Here is a 13,701-nt window from a genome sequence, read left to right on the forward strand (position 1 = left end):
CCGTCAGCCGCCGCCCGGCAGGGCGCCGGAGAGCTGGAGCAGTTCGACGAACGCGTCGATCCCGGCGGGCACCGGCCAGTCCAGGTCGCGCATGGCGGCCAGGTCGGTGGCCGCCCGCGCCGCGACGTCCGGTACGCCCGCGTCGACCGCCTTGGCCAGCACCGCCCAGCCGGCCTCCCAGCGCGGGCGGGTGAGCTCGCCCTGGACGGCGGCGACCACGGCGATGAGGAAGGCCAGCTGCCGGTCGCCGCGTTCGGGCAGCGCGAAGGCGTCGGGATCGGCGAGGACCCGGTCCGGGTCGGGCAGGTCGAGGTGTTCCACGTACGAGAGCAGTTCGATGCCGGCCGCATCCCCGACGGCGCCGGTGAGCGCGGCGGCCAGGGCTTCGCGGCCCGCGCCGGACGCGTACCCGGTGGCCAGCAGCCGCAGCGCCATCTCCCAGGTGCGCGGGGAGGGCCAGGCGCGGCCGCGGCCCTCGGCCTCGTTCGGCATGTGGTGGACCAGGCCGGGCCGGGCGGTCAGGAAGCCGGAGACCACACCGCGGGCGCGGGCGACGGCCCCGGAGGCGCGGGCCGGGTCCACGGCCGGGATGGCCGCCTCGGGCCAGGTGCCCGCCAGGCCGCGGGCCACGGTGCGCGGGTCGTGCGTCCAGTCGAGGTGGACGAAGCGGTTCGCCAGCGGCGGGCTGAGGTGCCAGCCGTCCGCCGCGCTGGAGGGCGGATTGGCCGCGGCGACGATCCGTACGGACTCGGGCAGGACGAGGCTGCCGATGCGGCGCTCCAGGACCACGCGCAGCAGGGCCGCCTGCACGGCGGGCGGGGCGGAGGACAGCTCGTCGAAGAACAGCAGTCCGCGGCCGGTGCGGGCGAGGCGGACCGCCCAGTCCGGCGGGGCCATCGGCACGCCGGTGGTGGCGGGGTCCTCGCCGACGATGGGCAGCCCGGCGAAATCGGAGGGCTCGTGGACGCTGGCGATGACGGTCTCCAGCCCGACACCGAGGGCGGTGGCGAGCTGCTGCATGCCGGCGGACTTGCCGATGCCCGGCTCGCCCCACAGCAGCACGGGCTGATTGGCCGTCACGGCCAGGGCCAGCGCTTCCAGTTGGGGGTTGGCGGCGGGTTCGGTACGGGTGGCGCGGAGCCGGGCGCCCAGCGCGTCGGCGGCCGCAAGGGCCCCCGAGGGCTGCGGGCGCGACCCCCGCTGCGGCTGCGGCACTTGCTGCGGCTGCGGCACTTGCTGCGGCTGGGTGCTCATGCGTCCCCGTCCTCCCCCTCGCGCTCTTCCATGTACTCGTCGAACCACTCGGAGCCGATGTCGGGGAACTCCTCCTCCACCCGGCCGCGCAGGAACGCGAGGTCCGTGCGCCGGTAGCGGCGCGCCACCTGCGCCAGGGACAGTTCCGCGTCGTCGATGACGTCGATCCGGCTGCCGGCTTCGAGGTACGCCCGGACCAGCTCCGCGGAGCCTCCGCACTGGACCGCGATCTGGAGCGGGGTGAGCCCCGTCTTGGTCCGGGCCTCCAGGTCGAGGCCCGCCGCGAGCAGCCGGGGCAGGAGCTCCTCGTGGTCGAGCAGGTGCAGCTCGTGCAGCAGCGTGCGGCCGCGGCCGTCGCGGACGCGGGGGTCCGTCCCCGCGTCGAGCAGCGCGATGACGCCCGGGGTGTCCCCGTGCTGGACGCGAAGGAACAGCTCGCGCCGCTCCTCCCGCAGCGCGCGGGGTAGCCGGCCCTCGCCGGTGGTCCAGATCTGCTGAACGGCGAAGCAGCCCTGGATCGCACCGCCGAACGCCCGCATGGCGCGCTCCCGTTGCTGCTCCTCGCGGCTGTGCGGGAGCAGGTCCAGTACGCCGCCCCCGGAGCGGACCTGGTGCCATTCGCCCCCGCAGCGCACCCGTACGGGCTTCGCCTCGGCGGGGCCGGGCGGACCGTCCGCGGGACCGGCCTCGGGGAACAGGGCGGCACTGACCAGCGGGTGCAGCTCGCTCGGGGTGATCCGGCCGGTGCGGACCAGTTCGAGGTCGGGCTGGCGCTTCCAGGCGAACCTGGGAAGCAGGGGAACGTCCTTCGCCTCGTCGCGCTCGACGACCCTGACCCGGATGCGGTCGGCCGGATCCGGACCGGCCGGCTCCAGCAGGGCGAAGCGGTAGTACGAGCCGATCAGCCACCGCTCCCCCGCTCCGGCCGCCGCGAGGCGCCGCAGTTCCGACGCCAGCCGGGTCAGGTCGATGCCGGCGGAGAGCAGGAACGCCGCCGGGTCGATCGCCCGCCCGTACCCGTGCGACGAGGGCCGCGGGGCCGTCTCGCCGCGTTCGAGTCCCGCGGCTTCGTACGCCGCGGCGCTCTCGCCGCGGACGTCCAGGAGGGCGATCCACTCGGCGCGTGCGGCCGGGTCGGCGGCGCCGGGATCGGAGGCGGGCAGCTCGTCCGGAGCAAGCGGGGTGCCGTGCGGGGCGAGGAAGGGCAGCCGGCCCGCGCCGCCTCCGAGGCGCTCGCGCAGCTCGGCGGTGTGCCGCGCGTCCCAGAGCGGGCGGGCCGCCGTCCAGTCCTCGGCGCGCGGCTGGGGGACGAGGGAGTGGGTGCGCCGCCGCGGGGCGAGCGGGCCGCAGTCCAGCCGCAGCCGCTGCGGCCCCTCGATCATCGAGCCGGTGGTGACGGACAGTACGGGCGCGTCGGCGCCGGAACCGTAGCGGGCGAGCAGGACGCGTGTGTCGGGGTCGAGGGTCGTACGGCCGCCCAGCACCCGGGGCAGGTGCCAGCGCACCAGGTCCGGGGCGAGGTGGCGCAGGTCCTCCTCCACCGCCTCCGCGACGGGGGCCCCGTGGCGCGCGGCGAGCCCGGGCAGGTCGAGGACGACGTCCACCGCGGCGGCGGCGCAGGCCGCCCGCCAGTCGCCGGCCAGCCGGTGCGCGGTGGCGCGCTCGATCATCCAGCCGGGTACGGCGTAGCGGCGGATCCGCTGCCAGGCCGGTCCGTCCTCCGTCCGGAACCCCCCGGGCAGCTCGTCGAGTGCGGGGTGCGGGCGCGGGCTCACCGGTACACGCTCGTGATGGCGCCGAGGTCCGGGTGGGCGGGCCGGGCGGGCCGCAGCCGGGCGGTGAAGGACCGCTTCACCTTGCGGGGCAGTCCGGGGCCCAGGCCCACGTACTCCAGCGGGGAGTCCTCGGGCACCGCGGCCAGCAGGCGCTTGGCGCCGCGCCCGGTGAGCCCGGTGTGGCGCAGTTCGAGGCGGCGCAGCGGGCTGCCGGGGAGGGCGCCGGCCAGGGCGTACGCGCCCTCGTCGCCGGTGTCGTTGCCGGCGGAGCCGAGGCTGCGCTCGGACATGGCCCGGCCGAGGTCGAGGGCCTCGATCCCGCCGAGTGCCTCGGCGAGGGCCCGGGCGCCAACGGCTCCGATGCCGTTGCCGCCGAGGCCGAGGCGGACCGGGCGGGCGGGGTCGGCGGCCGCGGCGGCCGCCAGGACCGCGGCGCCCTCGTCGCCGAGGTGGTTGGCCGGGAGGTACAGCTCGCGCACCCCGGCTTCCCGGATCAGGGCGGCGAGCAGCGGCGCGGCCTCGGGGGTGAGGCCGTTGCCGCCGAGGAAGAGGCGTTCGAGCGGGGTCTCGCGGGTGCGCAGGGCGTCGAGGAGCAGCCGTACGCCCTCGGTGCCGATGCCGGTGTTGACCAGGTCGAGGGTGCGCAGGGCGCGGTTGCGGCGCAGCAGGGCGGCGAGGGTGCGGGCGCCGTCTTCGAAGACCGGATTGCGTTTGAGCCACAGGGCCTTGACTCCGGTGTCCTGCGCGAGGGCTCCGGCGAGTGCGGCCACGCCGTCGGGGCCGATGCGGTTGCATCCCAGGTAGAGGGTGTGCAGCCCGTGTCCGCCGGTGAGGACGCCGGCGAGCGTACGGGCGCCCTCGTCACCGATGGAGTTGGTGCCGAGGAGCAGGTGCCGGGCGTGGGCGGAGCCGGCGGCGACGGCGGCCACCCGGGCGGCGCCGGCCGGTCCGAGGCCCTGCTTGCACAGGTCTACGCGGCCGTCGGCGCGCAGGGTTCCGACCGCGAACGCCTCGTCGGACTCGACGGGGGCCTCGGCGGCGAGCCGCGCGAGGAGCGGGTCGAGGCCGGCCGGGTCGGCGAGCGGCACGTCGGGGTGCTCTATCGCGGGGCAGCGTACGGGTGTGGGCTGTGTCATCACCGTTCCACCGGTCCTTCGCCGGTGCCCGGCGTCCACAACGGCATGGGAAGAAGCATGAAGAGAACGCAAGACCGGTCGGATTCGAACCGACGTCCTCCAGCTCGATGCGTGGGCGCGACGACCTCTGCGCTACGGCCTTGCTGCCGGAGATCATACCCATCGGCAGGCCTGAACTCGATCACCAGTTTGAACGGCCGCGGGCCGGTCTTCCGGCGGGCGCAATGTACGGATGAAGCCGGTCTGCACCCTTCACCCGGCAGCGACGCATTTCCTCTTACCCGTACCGAATTCGCCGAATTTTCAATGCATCCGGCCCCTTTATCCCGTTCGCCACACAATTCGACGGAGAAACGACGGCCACGCCGGATCGTTACCTCAAGTTTTGCTCAATTGCAGTGACATCGCGCCGGGCGCCTTCCTAGCTTCCTGGTACACGCGTCACGACTCTTCTTGACGCTTCGTACCAATCCGCGGTTCCCCCCGCTGCCGGCGATCCCCGCAGCGCATCCCGCGGCCCCTAGGAAAGAGTGCAGCATGAAGGTTCCCAAGGCCGGTGCTTTGGTCGCAGTGGTCGGCCTCGCCCTGACCGCCTCCGGGTGTGGCGGTGACAGCGGCCCCCAGGGGAACCTCGCGATCGGCATCAAGTTCGACCAGCCGGGCGTGGGACTGCGCGAGCAGGGCGGGACCTTCTCCGGTTTCGACGTGGACGTCTCGACGTACATCGCCAAGGAACTGGGCTACAAGCCGGAGCAGATCGAATTCACGCGGGTCGACAGCTCCGACCGCGAGCTGCTGCTCCAGTACAACGAGGTCAAGTTCGTCGCGGCCAGCTATTCGATCAACGACAAGCGCAAGGAGAAGGTCGACTTCGCCGGCCCGTACTTCCTGGCGCACCAGGACCTGCTGGTCCGCGCGGACGACACCACCATCACCAAGGCCGAGGACCTCAACAACAAGAAGCTCTGCTCGGTCACCGGCTCCACCTCGGCCGAGAACGTCAAGAAGACCCTCGCGCCCAAGGCCAGCGTCCTGGAACTGGACGGGTACTCGGAGTGCGTCGTCGCGCTCCAGGACGGTCTGGTCGACGCCCTCACGACGGACAACTCCATCCTGGCCGGATACGCCGCCCAGAAGGAGAACACCGGCAAGTTCAAGCTGGTCGGGCTGAGCCTGAGCAACGAGAACTACGGCATCGGCGTCAAGAAGGGCAACAAGGACCTTCAGAGCAAGATCAACGCCGCCCTGAAGAAGATGGTCCAGGACGGATCCTGGGAGGCCGCGGTGAAGAAGAACTTCGGCCCGGCCAACTACAAGAACGAGCCGGCCCCGCCGATCACGACGGGCAGCTGACGATCCGCGAGGCGGTATTCGGCTCCGACCGGCCGGAGCCGAACACCGCCTCGCCGTGCGCGCGCCTCAGGCCAGCGGAGCCTTGGCGCGCAGCACCTTGAGGAACTCCCTCATCCAGGCGGAGTGGTCGGGCCAGGCGCGCGCCGAGACCAGGGTTCCGTCGACCACGGCCTCGGAGTCCTCGTACGCCGCCCCCGCGGCCTTCATGTCGGGCTCCAGTGCGGGGTACGCGGTCACCCGGCGGCCCTCCAGCCCGCCGCTCGCGGCCGTGATCAGCGGGCCGTGGCAGATCTGGGCGACCGGCTTGTCCGAGCCGGTGAAGGCGGCCAGGATCCGCCGCACCTCGGGATCGTTGCGCAGGTACTCCGGCGCCCGGCCGCCCGGCACGACCACGGCCGCGTACTCCTCGGGCACCACGTCGGCGAACGCCACGTCCGCGGGCCAGGTGTAGCCGGGCTTCTCCGTGTAGGTGTCGAACCCCTCCTCGAAGTCGTGCACCACGAACCGCAGTTTCTTGACCGCCGGGGCCGCGATGTCCACCTCGTACCCTTCCTCGCGCAGGCGCTGGTACGGGTAGAGGACCTCCAGCGACTCCGCCGCGTCGCCGGTCACGATGAGGATCTTCACTGCCATGGGCTGCTCCCGGTGGGGTGTTCACGGCGTGCACGGTGTTCACAGTGTGCACGTCCGAGCGGCCCCGGCCGGGGCCACCGCCACCGTGCCCGCGGGGCGGCGATCTGCCAAGAGGCCCTCACCCGTTCGGCCCAGTGACCTCCGGGGGCAGAATCCGGCCTTCCGACACATGGATTTCATCTGTAGGGCACATGACAATGTGAGCCTCGGCTCTGTCACCTGACGCCCCGCCAACTGCCATGGCGGGGGCGGTGCCTGCGAAAAGGTCTCCCCCACATCATGAAAATCTCCCCACGCGCCCCCTGGGTCGCCGGCCTCGCCGTCGCGGCCCTGACCCTCGTTCCGGCCACCGCGTCGGCCGGCTCGCAGCGGACGGCGGCTCCCCACGCCGACGCGGCCGCCTCCGGCCCGGCCGTCACCGCGGCCACCACCACCGCCTCCGTGGACGCGTACTACGCGGCCGCCGAGGGCAAGACCGGAGCCGCGCTGAAGACCGCGCTCCACAACATCATCAAGACCCAGTCCAAGGTGACCTACGAAGGCGTGTGGAACGCGCTGAAGGTGACCGACCAGGACCCGGCGAACCCGAACAACGTCATCCTCGTCTACTCGGGCCGCTCCCAGTCCAAGTCCACCAACGGCGGCGGCGTCAACGACTGGAACCGCGAGCACGTCTGGGCCAAGAGCCACGGCGACTTCGGCACCGCCACCGGCCCGGGCACGGACCTGCACCACCTGCGCCCCGAGGACGTCACGGTCAACAGCACCCGCGGCAACAAGGACTTCGACATGGGCGGCAGCCCCGTCGCCGAGGCCCCCGGCAGCTTCACCGACTCCGACTCCTTCGAGCCGCGCGACGCGGTCAAGGGCGACGTCGCGCGGATGCTCCTGTACATGGCCGTGCGCTACGACGGCGGCGACGGCTTCGCGAACCTGGAAGTCAACGACAAGGTCAACAACGGCAGCGCCCCGGCGATCGGCCGGATCAGCGTGCTCAAGCAGTGGAGCCAGCAGGACCCGCCGGACGCCTTCGAGCAGCGCCGCAACCAGGTCATATTCGACCAGTTCCAGCACAACCGGAACCCGTTCATCGACCACCCGGAGTGGGTCAACTCCATCTGGTGACGCTCCCCCGGCGGACAGGGGACGGCCCGCGAGGGTTGGGCCGCCCCTGGTCGGGTATTCGCAGGCCAGAGGCTGCGGTGCGCGCCGCCCGGCGACGCCGGCCGAGGGAGGTCGTCATGGACGGACCCGGACTGTCCGACCACGAGCGGCGTGCCCTCTCGGAGATCGAGGCGGATCTCAAAGCGGACCACACCCTCCAGCGGATCCTGCGCGCCGCGCACACCCGTCCTCGCCACCGCACCGTGGCCGCCTGCCTGCTCGGCGCGGCCACACTGGCCCTGCTGGTGGCGGCCGCGGTCACCGTGTCCCTCCCGCTGATCTGGGGGTTCGCCGCGGCGTGGACGCTGACCGTGGTGCTGGCCCTGCCGCTGGTCGGCCAGTGGATCCGCCGCCGCTGGCAGCGCCGCGAGCACGCCGGGCGCCTCTAGCGGCTCCGGCGACCGCTCTCCCCTCCCGCCCGGCTCCCCTCCCGCCCGGCTCCCCTCCTGCTCGTCCCCCTACTGCTCGCCGTAAAGCATCCACTTCTCCCGGTCCGCCAGCGGCTCGTAGCCGACCTTGGCGTACACGGCGTGCGCGTCGGCCGTCGCGAGCATCACCCGGCGCAGCCCGTACGGGGCCAGGTGGTCGCGGATCGCGGCGACGAGGATCGTGCCCAGGCCCTTGCCGCGGGCTGCCCGGTCGATGTAGACGTCGCACAGCCAGGCGAAGGTGGCACGGTCGGTGACGACTCGGGCGTATCCCACCTGGGCGCCCGAGACCCTCTCGTAGACGCCGAAGTTCAGGGATTCCGCCACGGCCCGGTCGTGCTTCTCCCTGCTGCGGCCCAGCGCCCAGTACGCGTCCCCCGACAGCCAGCGGTGGACCAGCTCGGCGTCGAGGCGGGCGGGGTCGGTGGACAGCTCATAGCCGTCCGGAAGCTCACTGTTCATCCCCGCATCCAAGCAACGCGGGCACCGGTCCGGCCAGCGAATATCCGCCGGCGCCCCGGCCCTGGTCAGACCGGCGGCTGGAGCCGGTCGGCGAGCGCCTTGAACTCGGTCCAGGCGGGCTGCGGCGGGCGGGCGTCCCAGACCTTCTGGGCGAGCGCCGCGAGCGGCAGCCGTATCCCTTCGGCGACCTGGGCCTGGGTCTGGGCGCCGGCCAGGTCGCACCACACGGCGAGCCGCGCGCCGAGTACCTGCGCCGCGTACTGCGCGGGTACCGGGGTCGTGCCGCGCAGGACGAGCGGGGTCCACTGCTCGTAGATCCTCTTGCCGGTGGGGTAGGCGAACTGGTTGGGCTGGCCGAGCACGTAGTAGAGGTACTCGTCGTTCAGGTTGACCAGCTTGCGGCCCTCGCGCAGGTACTCCAGGGGCGGCCGGGCCCCGTTCTCCTTGCCCGTCCAGTACTCGACCTGGATGTCCTTGGCCGCCTGGACCACGCCTCCCGTGAAGAAGCCGTCGTTCCACGCCTTGGGCACCTTGCCCGCCGGACGCACCACGTCCGCCCGGTCGTTCAGCCAGCCCTCCGCAAGGTCCTGGATGCGCGCCGAGGGCCCGTACTTCTGCCGCGCCGCCCGCGCGAGCTGCGGGAAGGACGCCTGCGGGTCGCGGTAGACCAGTGCCTGGTACTCGTCGGCGCCCAGGTGCCAGAAGGCGCCGGGGAACAACGGCAGGTATTCGCGGAGCAGTTCGTCGATGAGCTTGGCCGAGGCGGGGTTCGATATGTCCACGGCGCCCTTCACGGCCCTGCCCTGTACGTCGCGCAGCTGGAGGGCGGGGTAGGCGCGCAGCACCGCGCCGAGGTGGCCCGGCGAGTCGAGTTCGGGGACGACCGTGATGTGCAGGCGGGCGGCGAGGGCGTTGATCTGCCGGACGTCGGCCTTGCTGAGGTGGGGGGTGGAGACGATCTCGGGGTGGGTGTCGGACTGGATCCGGAAGGCCTGGTCGTCGGAGAAGTGCAGGCCGAGCTGGTTGAGCTTGAGGTCGGCCATGCGGCGCAGCTCGTCCTCGATCCAGCCGACGGTGAAGTTCTTGCGGGCTATGTCGAGGTTCAGACCGCGCTGGGGCTTGGCCGGGGCGTCGCGCACCGTGCCCTCGGGGGCCGAACCCCCGGACTTCACGGCCTGTTTGAGGGTGCGGGTGCCGTAGAAGACCCCGGCCTCGTCGGGGCCGGTGACCCGGACCCGGTTGCCCCGCACGGTGAGCGTGTAGGACTCGGGGGGGCCGGAGTTCTTGGCGCCGAGGGCCAGTTCCACGTCTCCGGGGCGCGGGTCGGCCGTCTCGGCGAAGCCCATGCGCAGTTCACCGGCGAGCAGTTTCCCCTCGTCGGCGAGGGCCGCGGCGTTCCCGGGCGGTACGACGACCCGCGCGTCGGCGGCCGGCTTCCAGCCGGGGCCGCGGGCCGGGGTGTGCTCCCGTACGGCCGGGATGGTGCGCGGGGCGCTGGACAGCGCGTACGAGGGGGTGGGCGAGGGGGGCGGGGCGGTGGGTGCGGAACCCGTGGCGGCGGGGGCGGCGGAACCGGCGGTGCTGGCCTCCCCGGCGCCCCGGGGCCCCTCGGAAGCGGCCGTGCAGCCGGGCACGGCGAGCGTGACCAGCGCGGCGACGACCGCCGTCGCGCCGGCGTGGCCGCGCCTGGGCTTCCCGGACGTGACCCGCATGGACCTGAACTGACCGGACTCTCGCATCATGCACCCCTGTCCCCCGTACCAACCTGGCACGGGGGACCCGGGCGCGCGACCCGGGAGCCGGGCCGGGAGCGTCAGACCAGCGCGTCGAGGGCGGCCGCGGCGAAGCCGTGGTCCTGGTCGGGGGCGCCGCCGCCGACACCGATGGCGCCGATGAGGCGGCCGTCGCGGTGGACGGGCAGCCCGCCCGCGATGAACAGCAGCGGCCGGTCGAGGGCGGTGGGCAGGGTGTGGAAGAGCCCGCCGGGCCGGACGGCGTCGACGAGGTCGACGGTCGGGGCGTCGAGCTGGAGGGCGGTGAAGGCCTTGCGGGTGCTGGTCTCGCCGGAGATCAGCACGGCCCGGTCGTCGCGGCGGAAGGCGAGCGGGTGGCCGCCGGCGTCGAGGACGGTGACGCTGACCGTGGCCCCGGCCCGCTCGGCGGCGGCGCGGGCGGCCGAGACGAGCAGCTCGGCGTCCTCGGTGGTCAGCGGGGCGACGGCGGAGCGGGCGGGGGTGGTGGTGCCGGACATGCGGGTTCTCCTGAATCGTGGTGCGGGGCGGGTGTACGGGGGGTGGTGGATCAGTGGTGGACGGGTACGGGGGCGGCGGCTGCGCCCGCCAGGCCCCGGCCCCCGGCGCCCGCGCGGGCGGCCGTACGGCGCTCCAGCCCGCCGGAGACGAGGGCGAGGACCAGGGCGGAGGCGGCGAGGGCGGCGCCGACCCAGTTCGGGGCGGTCCAGCCCAGCCCGGCGGCGATGACGAGCCCGCCCATCCAGGCGGCGAGCGCGTTGCCGAGGTTGAAGGCTCCGATGTTGACGGCGGAGGCCAGTGTGGGGGCGCCTGCCGCCTGGTCGAGCACGCGCTTCTGCAGCGGCGGCACGGTCGCGAAGCCCAGCGCGCCGATCAGCACGATCGTGGCGGCGGCGGCGACCTTGTGGTGGGCGGTGACGGTGAACACGGCCAGCACGACGGCCAGGGCGCCCAGGGACACGTACAGCATCGGCATCAGGGCGCGGTCGGCGAACCGGCCGCCGATGAGGTTGCCGGCGACCATGCCGAGGCCGAAGAGCACGAGCAGCCAGGTCACGGAGGTGTCGGCGAAGCCGGCCACGTTGGTCATCATCGGCGTGATGTAAGTGATCGCGGCGAAGACGCCGCCGAAGCCGAGGACGGTCATCGCCATCGCGAGCAGCACCTGGACGTTGCGGAAGGCGGCCAGCTCGTGGCGGATCCGGACGCCCTGCGGCCGGGGCAGCTCGGGGACCAGCCGTGCGATGCCCAGCAGGCCGAGGACGCCGAGGGCCGCGACGATCAGGAAGGTGACGCGCCAGCCGAGGGTCTGGCCCACCAGGGTGCCGAGCGGGACGCCGACGACGTTGGCCACGGTCAGACCGGTGAACATCATGGCGATGGCCCCGGCCCTCTTCTCGGGGGCGACGAGCCCGGCGGCGACCACCGAGCCGATGCCGAAGAAGGCGCCGTGGGCGAGGGAGGCGACGACGCGCCCGGCGAGCATGACGCCGAAGGCGGGGGCGAGCGCGGAGAGCACGTTGCCCGCGATGAACAGGCCCATGAGCAGCATCAGCATGCGCTTGCGGGGGACCCGGGTGCCGAGGACGGTCATGAGCGGGGCCCCGAGGACGACGCCGAGGGCGTATCCGGTGACCAGGAAGCCGGCGGTGGGGATCGAGGTGCCGTAGTCGGCGGCGACCTCGGGGAGCAGGCCCATGATCACGAATTCGGTGGTGCCGATCCCGAAGGCCCCGATGGCCAGGGCGAGGAGGGCGAGAGGCATGAGGGGAGTGCCCTTCAGGGGGAGGTGGTGGTGCGGTTCCGTGGCACTTGCCAGCGCCAGTTACATGCGTACACATTAATTGCAGACGCGGGATAATTGCAAACGCGGGCTATTGCGCGAGTGACCTATCCTGGAGGGAACCCCTGGGAACACGGGGTACGGGAACACCGGAAGCGGTGTGAAGGAGCAGGGAGCAGCCATGACGGCCACCGACAGCGCACTCACCGGCCTCGCCCAGGGCTGGTGCGCCCTCTCCCTGCTGCACGGCCGGATCGAGGCCCACATCGAGCGGGCCCTGCAGGCCGGACACGGGCTCAGCGTGCGCGAGTACTCACTGCTGGACGTCCTGAGCCGCCAGCACAGCGGCCCGGGCGGCCACCTGCGGATGCACCAGGTGGCCGACTCGGTGGTGCTCAGCCAGAGCGCGACCACCCGGCTGGTCAGCCGGCTGGAGGACCGCGGGCTGCTCAACCGCTACATCTGCGACACGGACCGCCGGGGCATCTACACCGACGTGAGCGAGGCCGGCCTGGCCCTGCTGGCCGCCGCCCGGCCGACCAATGACGCCGCGCTGCGCGAGGCGCTGGCCGAGGCCGGCCGCAACCCCGAACTCGCCCCGCTGGTCGCGGCGGTGGAGAACACCCGGGGCTAGACCGCGCGCCGGACCGCGGGCGGGCCCGGGCGGCCGCTCGGCGGACCGGACCGGGCGCGTGCCGCGAAGCACCCTGCCGAGACCATGCGGGGGTGAACTCAGGACTCCCCGCGGGACGGACGATCGAGCGCGGCTCTGACGCGGCCCGGGCCGTGTCTTTCGGATCAGGGCGCGGCAGCCCGGGCCCGCCCTGATCCGAAAGAACCGGCCTAGCCCTTGGAGCTGCTGGGGCTCGGGGGCGGGGAGGACCGGGCCGGCGTGGACGTCGGGCCGGCGGACGGGGACCTCGACGGCGGGAACGGGGAGCGCGACCCCGACGGGGTCGGCGTCGCCTCGGGCGGGTGCGCCGAGCGGGTCCCGGGGGCCGGGGAGGCCGGCGGGGACGGGGCCACCGACGGACGCGGGCTGCCGGGTCCCGTACGGGAATCCGGTGTCGGCACCGGGCCGGTGATCTCGGGGGGCGAGGCCGGCGGCACCGGCCGGGACGGGGAATGGTCCGGTCCCAGGACGAGGTACCCGGTCACGGCGGCGGCAGCCGCGGCCAGTCCCGCGAGCGGGAGCGCGTACCGGCGCAGGGTCATCCGAAGCCGCGCGGCGGGCAGCCGCCCGGCGTGCAGACCCGGCGGCTGGGCGGGGCGCAGTTCGCGGATGGTGATCCCGGCCGCGCGGGCGTCGAGGGCCTGGCGCAGCCTGCGTTCGACGGGGCGTTCGCCGTGCGTCATATCCGTCCCTCCAGAATCCGTTCCAGCGCGTCCAGGGCGCGGCTCGCGTTCGACTTCACCGCGCCCCGGCTGATTCCGAGGGTGGTCGCTATCTCCGCCTCGCTGAGTTCGGCCCAGTACCGCAGTACGAGGACCTGGCGGCGGCGCGGGGTCAGCCGGGCGAGTGCGGCGAGGACCTCGCGGTGCGCCTCGTCGAGGACGACGTGGTCCTCCGCCGAGGGGACCTCGGCCGCCGCGGGCGGCGTCCACGCGCGGGCCGTGCGGCGGCGGCGCAGCACGGACCGGGAGGTGTTGACGACGGCCGTCCGCAGGTAGCCGAGCGCGTTGTCCACCTCGCTGATCTGCTCCCCGTGGCGCCGGTACAGGGCCGTGAAGGCGTCCTGGACCACGTCCTCTGCGGTGGCCAGGTCGTCGACCAGCAGCACCGCCAGCCGGACCATGCGCAGCCGGTGCGCGTGGTAGAGCTCGGTGACGGTGGGCTGCGGCGCGTCGCCGCGCGCGGCGCCGTCGCAGCCGGCGCCCTCCCCCGCCCAGGCCCCGTACGCGGTCCCCTGCCCGTACGGCTGCGCGGACGTCGGCGGGGTCGTGCGCTCGCGGCGCAGCACC

14 protein-coding genes and 1 pseudogene are annotated in these 13,701 nt (G+C 73.6%); 4 read left to right on the plus strand and 11 right to left on the minus strand.

Going from position 1 to position 13,701, the window contains the following annotated elements; genetic code table 11:
- Positions 1 to 3: 3 nt before the first annotated feature.
- The 4 genes and pseudogenes from ACFYXV_RS24310 to ACFYXV_RS24325 form a co-directional block, all read right to left on the minus strand.
- Positions 4 to 1,254 carry an AAA family ATPase gene (locus ACFYXV_RS24310; protein ID WP_385475142.1) on the minus strand — a complete coding sequence of 417 codons (1,251 nt, stop codon included), beginning with the start codon at positions 1,252 to 1,254 and terminating at the stop codon, positions 4 to 6.
- On the minus strand, positions 1,251 to 3,029 hold the full coding sequence (locus ACFYXV_RS24315) for an ankyrin repeat domain-containing protein (RefSeq protein WP_389384021.1): 1,779 nt from the start codon (positions 3,027 to 3,029) through the stop codon (positions 1,251 to 1,253). Before ACFYXV_RS24315 ends, ACFYXV_RS24310 begins: the two co-directional genes overlap by 4 nt.
- Entirely contained in the window at positions 3,026 to 4,165 is a 1,140-nt protein-coding gene (locus ACFYXV_RS24320) for a gala protein (RefSeq protein WP_385475138.1), read from the minus strand. Before ACFYXV_RS24320 ends, ACFYXV_RS24315 begins: the two co-directional genes overlap by 4 nt.
- A 69-nt stretch (positions 4,166 to 4,234) precedes the next feature.
- A pseudogene (locus tag ACFYXV_RS24325) lies at positions 4,235 to 4,307 on the minus strand.
- A gap of 395 nt (positions 4,308 to 4,702) precedes the next feature.
- On the opposite strand from ACFYXV_RS24325, the gene ACFYXV_RS24330 reads away from it, so the two are divergent.
- Positions 4,703 to 5,518 (plus strand): glutamate ABC transporter substrate-binding protein, encoded by an 816-nt coding sequence (locus ACFYXV_RS24330; RefSeq protein ID WP_383351970.1) that lies wholly within the window; start codon positions 4,703 to 4,705, stop codon positions 5,516 to 5,518.
- 66 nt (positions 5,519 to 5,584) lie between these two features.
- Here the strand turns inward: ACFYXV_RS24330 and ACFYXV_RS24335 are convergent, their stop codons facing one another.
- Positions 5,585 to 6,151 carry a DJ-1/PfpI family protein gene (locus ACFYXV_RS24335; protein ID WP_383501560.1) on the minus strand — a complete coding sequence of 189 codons (567 nt, stop codon included), beginning with the start codon at positions 6,149 to 6,151 and terminating at the stop codon, positions 5,585 to 5,587.
- 279 nt (positions 6,152 to 6,430) lie between these two features.
- On the opposite strand from ACFYXV_RS24335, the gene ACFYXV_RS24340 reads away from it, so the two are divergent.
- Positions 6,431 to 7,276 (plus strand): endonuclease I family protein, encoded by an 846-nt coding sequence (locus ACFYXV_RS24340; RefSeq protein WP_385475136.1) that lies wholly within the window; start codon positions 6,431 to 6,433, stop codon positions 7,274 to 7,276.
- 116 nt (positions 7,277 to 7,392) lie between these two features.
- Complete coding sequence (locus tag ACFYXV_RS24345; protein ID WP_385475134.1) at positions 7,393 to 7,704, plus strand: DUF3040 domain-containing protein; 312 nt, start codon at positions 7,393 to 7,395, stop codon at positions 7,702 to 7,704.
- 69 nt (positions 7,705 to 7,773) lie between these two features.
- Here the strand turns inward: ACFYXV_RS24345 and ACFYXV_RS24350 are convergent, their stop codons facing one another.
- The 4 genes from ACFYXV_RS24350 to ACFYXV_RS24365 all read right to left on the minus strand — a co-directional run bounded on the left by ACFYXV_RS24350 (position 7,774) and on the right by ACFYXV_RS24365 (position 11,721).
- Complete coding sequence (locus ACFYXV_RS24350) at positions 7,774 to 8,205, minus strand: GNAT family N-acetyltransferase (RefSeq protein WP_385475132.1); 432 nt, start codon at positions 8,203 to 8,205, stop codon at positions 7,774 to 7,776.
- Positions 8,206 to 8,270: 65 nt separating this feature from the next.
- Positions 8,271 to 9,917 (minus strand): glycoside hydrolase family 20 protein, encoded by a 1,647-nt coding sequence (locus ACFYXV_RS24355; protein WP_385475130.1) that lies wholly within the window; start codon positions 9,915 to 9,917, stop codon positions 8,271 to 8,273.
- A gap of 101 nt (positions 9,918 to 10,018) precedes the next feature.
- Positions 10,019 to 10,456, minus strand: a complete 438-nt coding sequence (locus ACFYXV_RS24360) for a heme-binding protein (protein ID WP_389384022.1) — start codon at positions 10,454 to 10,456, stop codon at positions 10,019 to 10,021.
- A 50-nt stretch (positions 10,457 to 10,506) separates the two neighbouring features.
- Positions 10,507 to 11,721 (minus strand): MFS transporter, encoded by a 1,215-nt coding sequence (locus ACFYXV_RS24365; RefSeq protein WP_385835547.1) that lies wholly within the window; start codon positions 11,719 to 11,721, stop codon positions 10,507 to 10,509.
- Between the two features lie 199 nt (positions 11,722 to 11,920).
- Between ACFYXV_RS24365 and ACFYXV_RS24370 the strand changes: the two genes are divergently transcribed.
- On the plus strand, positions 11,921 to 12,373 hold the full coding sequence (locus tag ACFYXV_RS24370) for a MarR family winged helix-turn-helix transcriptional regulator (RefSeq protein WP_383352845.1): 453 nt from the start codon (positions 11,921 to 11,923) through the stop codon (positions 12,371 to 12,373).
- 209 nt (positions 12,374 to 12,582) lie between these two features.
- On the opposite strand, the gene ACFYXV_RS24375 is transcribed toward ACFYXV_RS24370, so the two are convergent.
- Together ACFYXV_RS24375 and ACFYXV_RS24380 are read right to left on the minus strand one after the other, a co-directional pair.
- Positions 12,583 to 13,095, minus strand: a complete 513-nt coding sequence (locus tag ACFYXV_RS24375) for a hypothetical protein (RefSeq protein WP_389384023.1) — start codon at positions 13,093 to 13,095, stop codon at positions 12,583 to 12,585.
- Entirely contained in the window at positions 13,092 to 13,700 is a 609-nt protein-coding gene (locus ACFYXV_RS24380) for an RNA polymerase sigma factor (protein WP_389384024.1), read from the minus strand. The genes ACFYXV_RS24375 and ACFYXV_RS24380 overlap by 4 nt, the downstream gene beginning before the upstream one ends.
- Position 13,701: the final 1 nt, after the last annotated feature.

This window comes from Streptomyces sp. NPDC002181 (assembly GCF_042890485.1).
GTDB lineage: Bacteria > Actinomycetota > Actinomycetes > Streptomycetales > Streptomycetaceae > Streptomyces.

Excerpts from the sequence above, each read along its gene's own strand:
- ACFYXV_RS24310 (WP_385475142.1), bottom strand. The coding sequence starts at position 1,254 with ATGAGCACCCAGCCGCAGCAAGTGCCGCAGCCGCAGCAAGTGCCGCAG.
- ACFYXV_RS24320 (WP_385475138.1), bottom strand. The coding sequence starts at position 4,165 with ATGACACAGCCCACACCCGTACGCTGCCCCGCGATAGAGCACCCCGAC.
- ACFYXV_RS24330 (WP_383351970.1), top strand. The coding sequence starts at position 4,703 with ATGAAGGTTCCCAAGGCCGGTGCTTTGGTCGCAGTGGTCGGCCTCGCC.
- ACFYXV_RS24335 (WP_383501560.1), bottom strand. The coding sequence starts at position 6,151 with ATGGCAGTGAAGATCCTCATCGTGACCGGCGACGCGGCGGAGTCGCTG.
- ACFYXV_RS24340 (WP_385475136.1), top strand. The coding sequence starts at position 6,431 with ATGAAAATCTCCCCACGCGCCCCCTGGGTCGCCGGCCTCGCCGTCGCG.
- ACFYXV_RS24345 (WP_385475134.1), top strand. The coding sequence starts at position 7,393 with ATGGACGGACCCGGACTGTCCGACCACGAGCGGCGTGCCCTCTCGGAG.
- ACFYXV_RS24350 (WP_385475132.1), bottom strand. The coding sequence starts at position 8,205 with ATGAACAGTGAGCTTCCGGACGGCTATGAGCTGTCCACCGACCCCGCC.
- ACFYXV_RS24355 (WP_385475130.1), bottom strand. The coding sequence starts at position 9,917 with ATGCGGGTCACGTCCGGGAAGCCCAGGCGCGGCCACGCCGGCGCGACG.
- ACFYXV_RS24360 (WP_389384022.1), bottom strand. The coding sequence starts at position 10,456 with ATGTCCGGCACCACCACCCCCGCCCGCTCCGCCGTCGCCCCGCTGACC.
- ACFYXV_RS24365 (WP_385835547.1), bottom strand. The coding sequence starts at position 11,721 with ATGCCTCTCGCCCTCCTCGCCCTGGCCATCGGGGCCTTCGGGATCGGC.
- ACFYXV_RS24370 (WP_383352845.1), top strand. The coding sequence starts at position 11,921 with ATGACGGCCACCGACAGCGCACTCACCGGCCTCGCCCAGGGCTGGTGC.
- ACFYXV_RS24375 (WP_389384023.1), bottom strand. The coding sequence starts at position 13,095 with ATGACGCACGGCGAACGCCCCGTCGAACGCAGGCTGCGCCAGGCCCTC.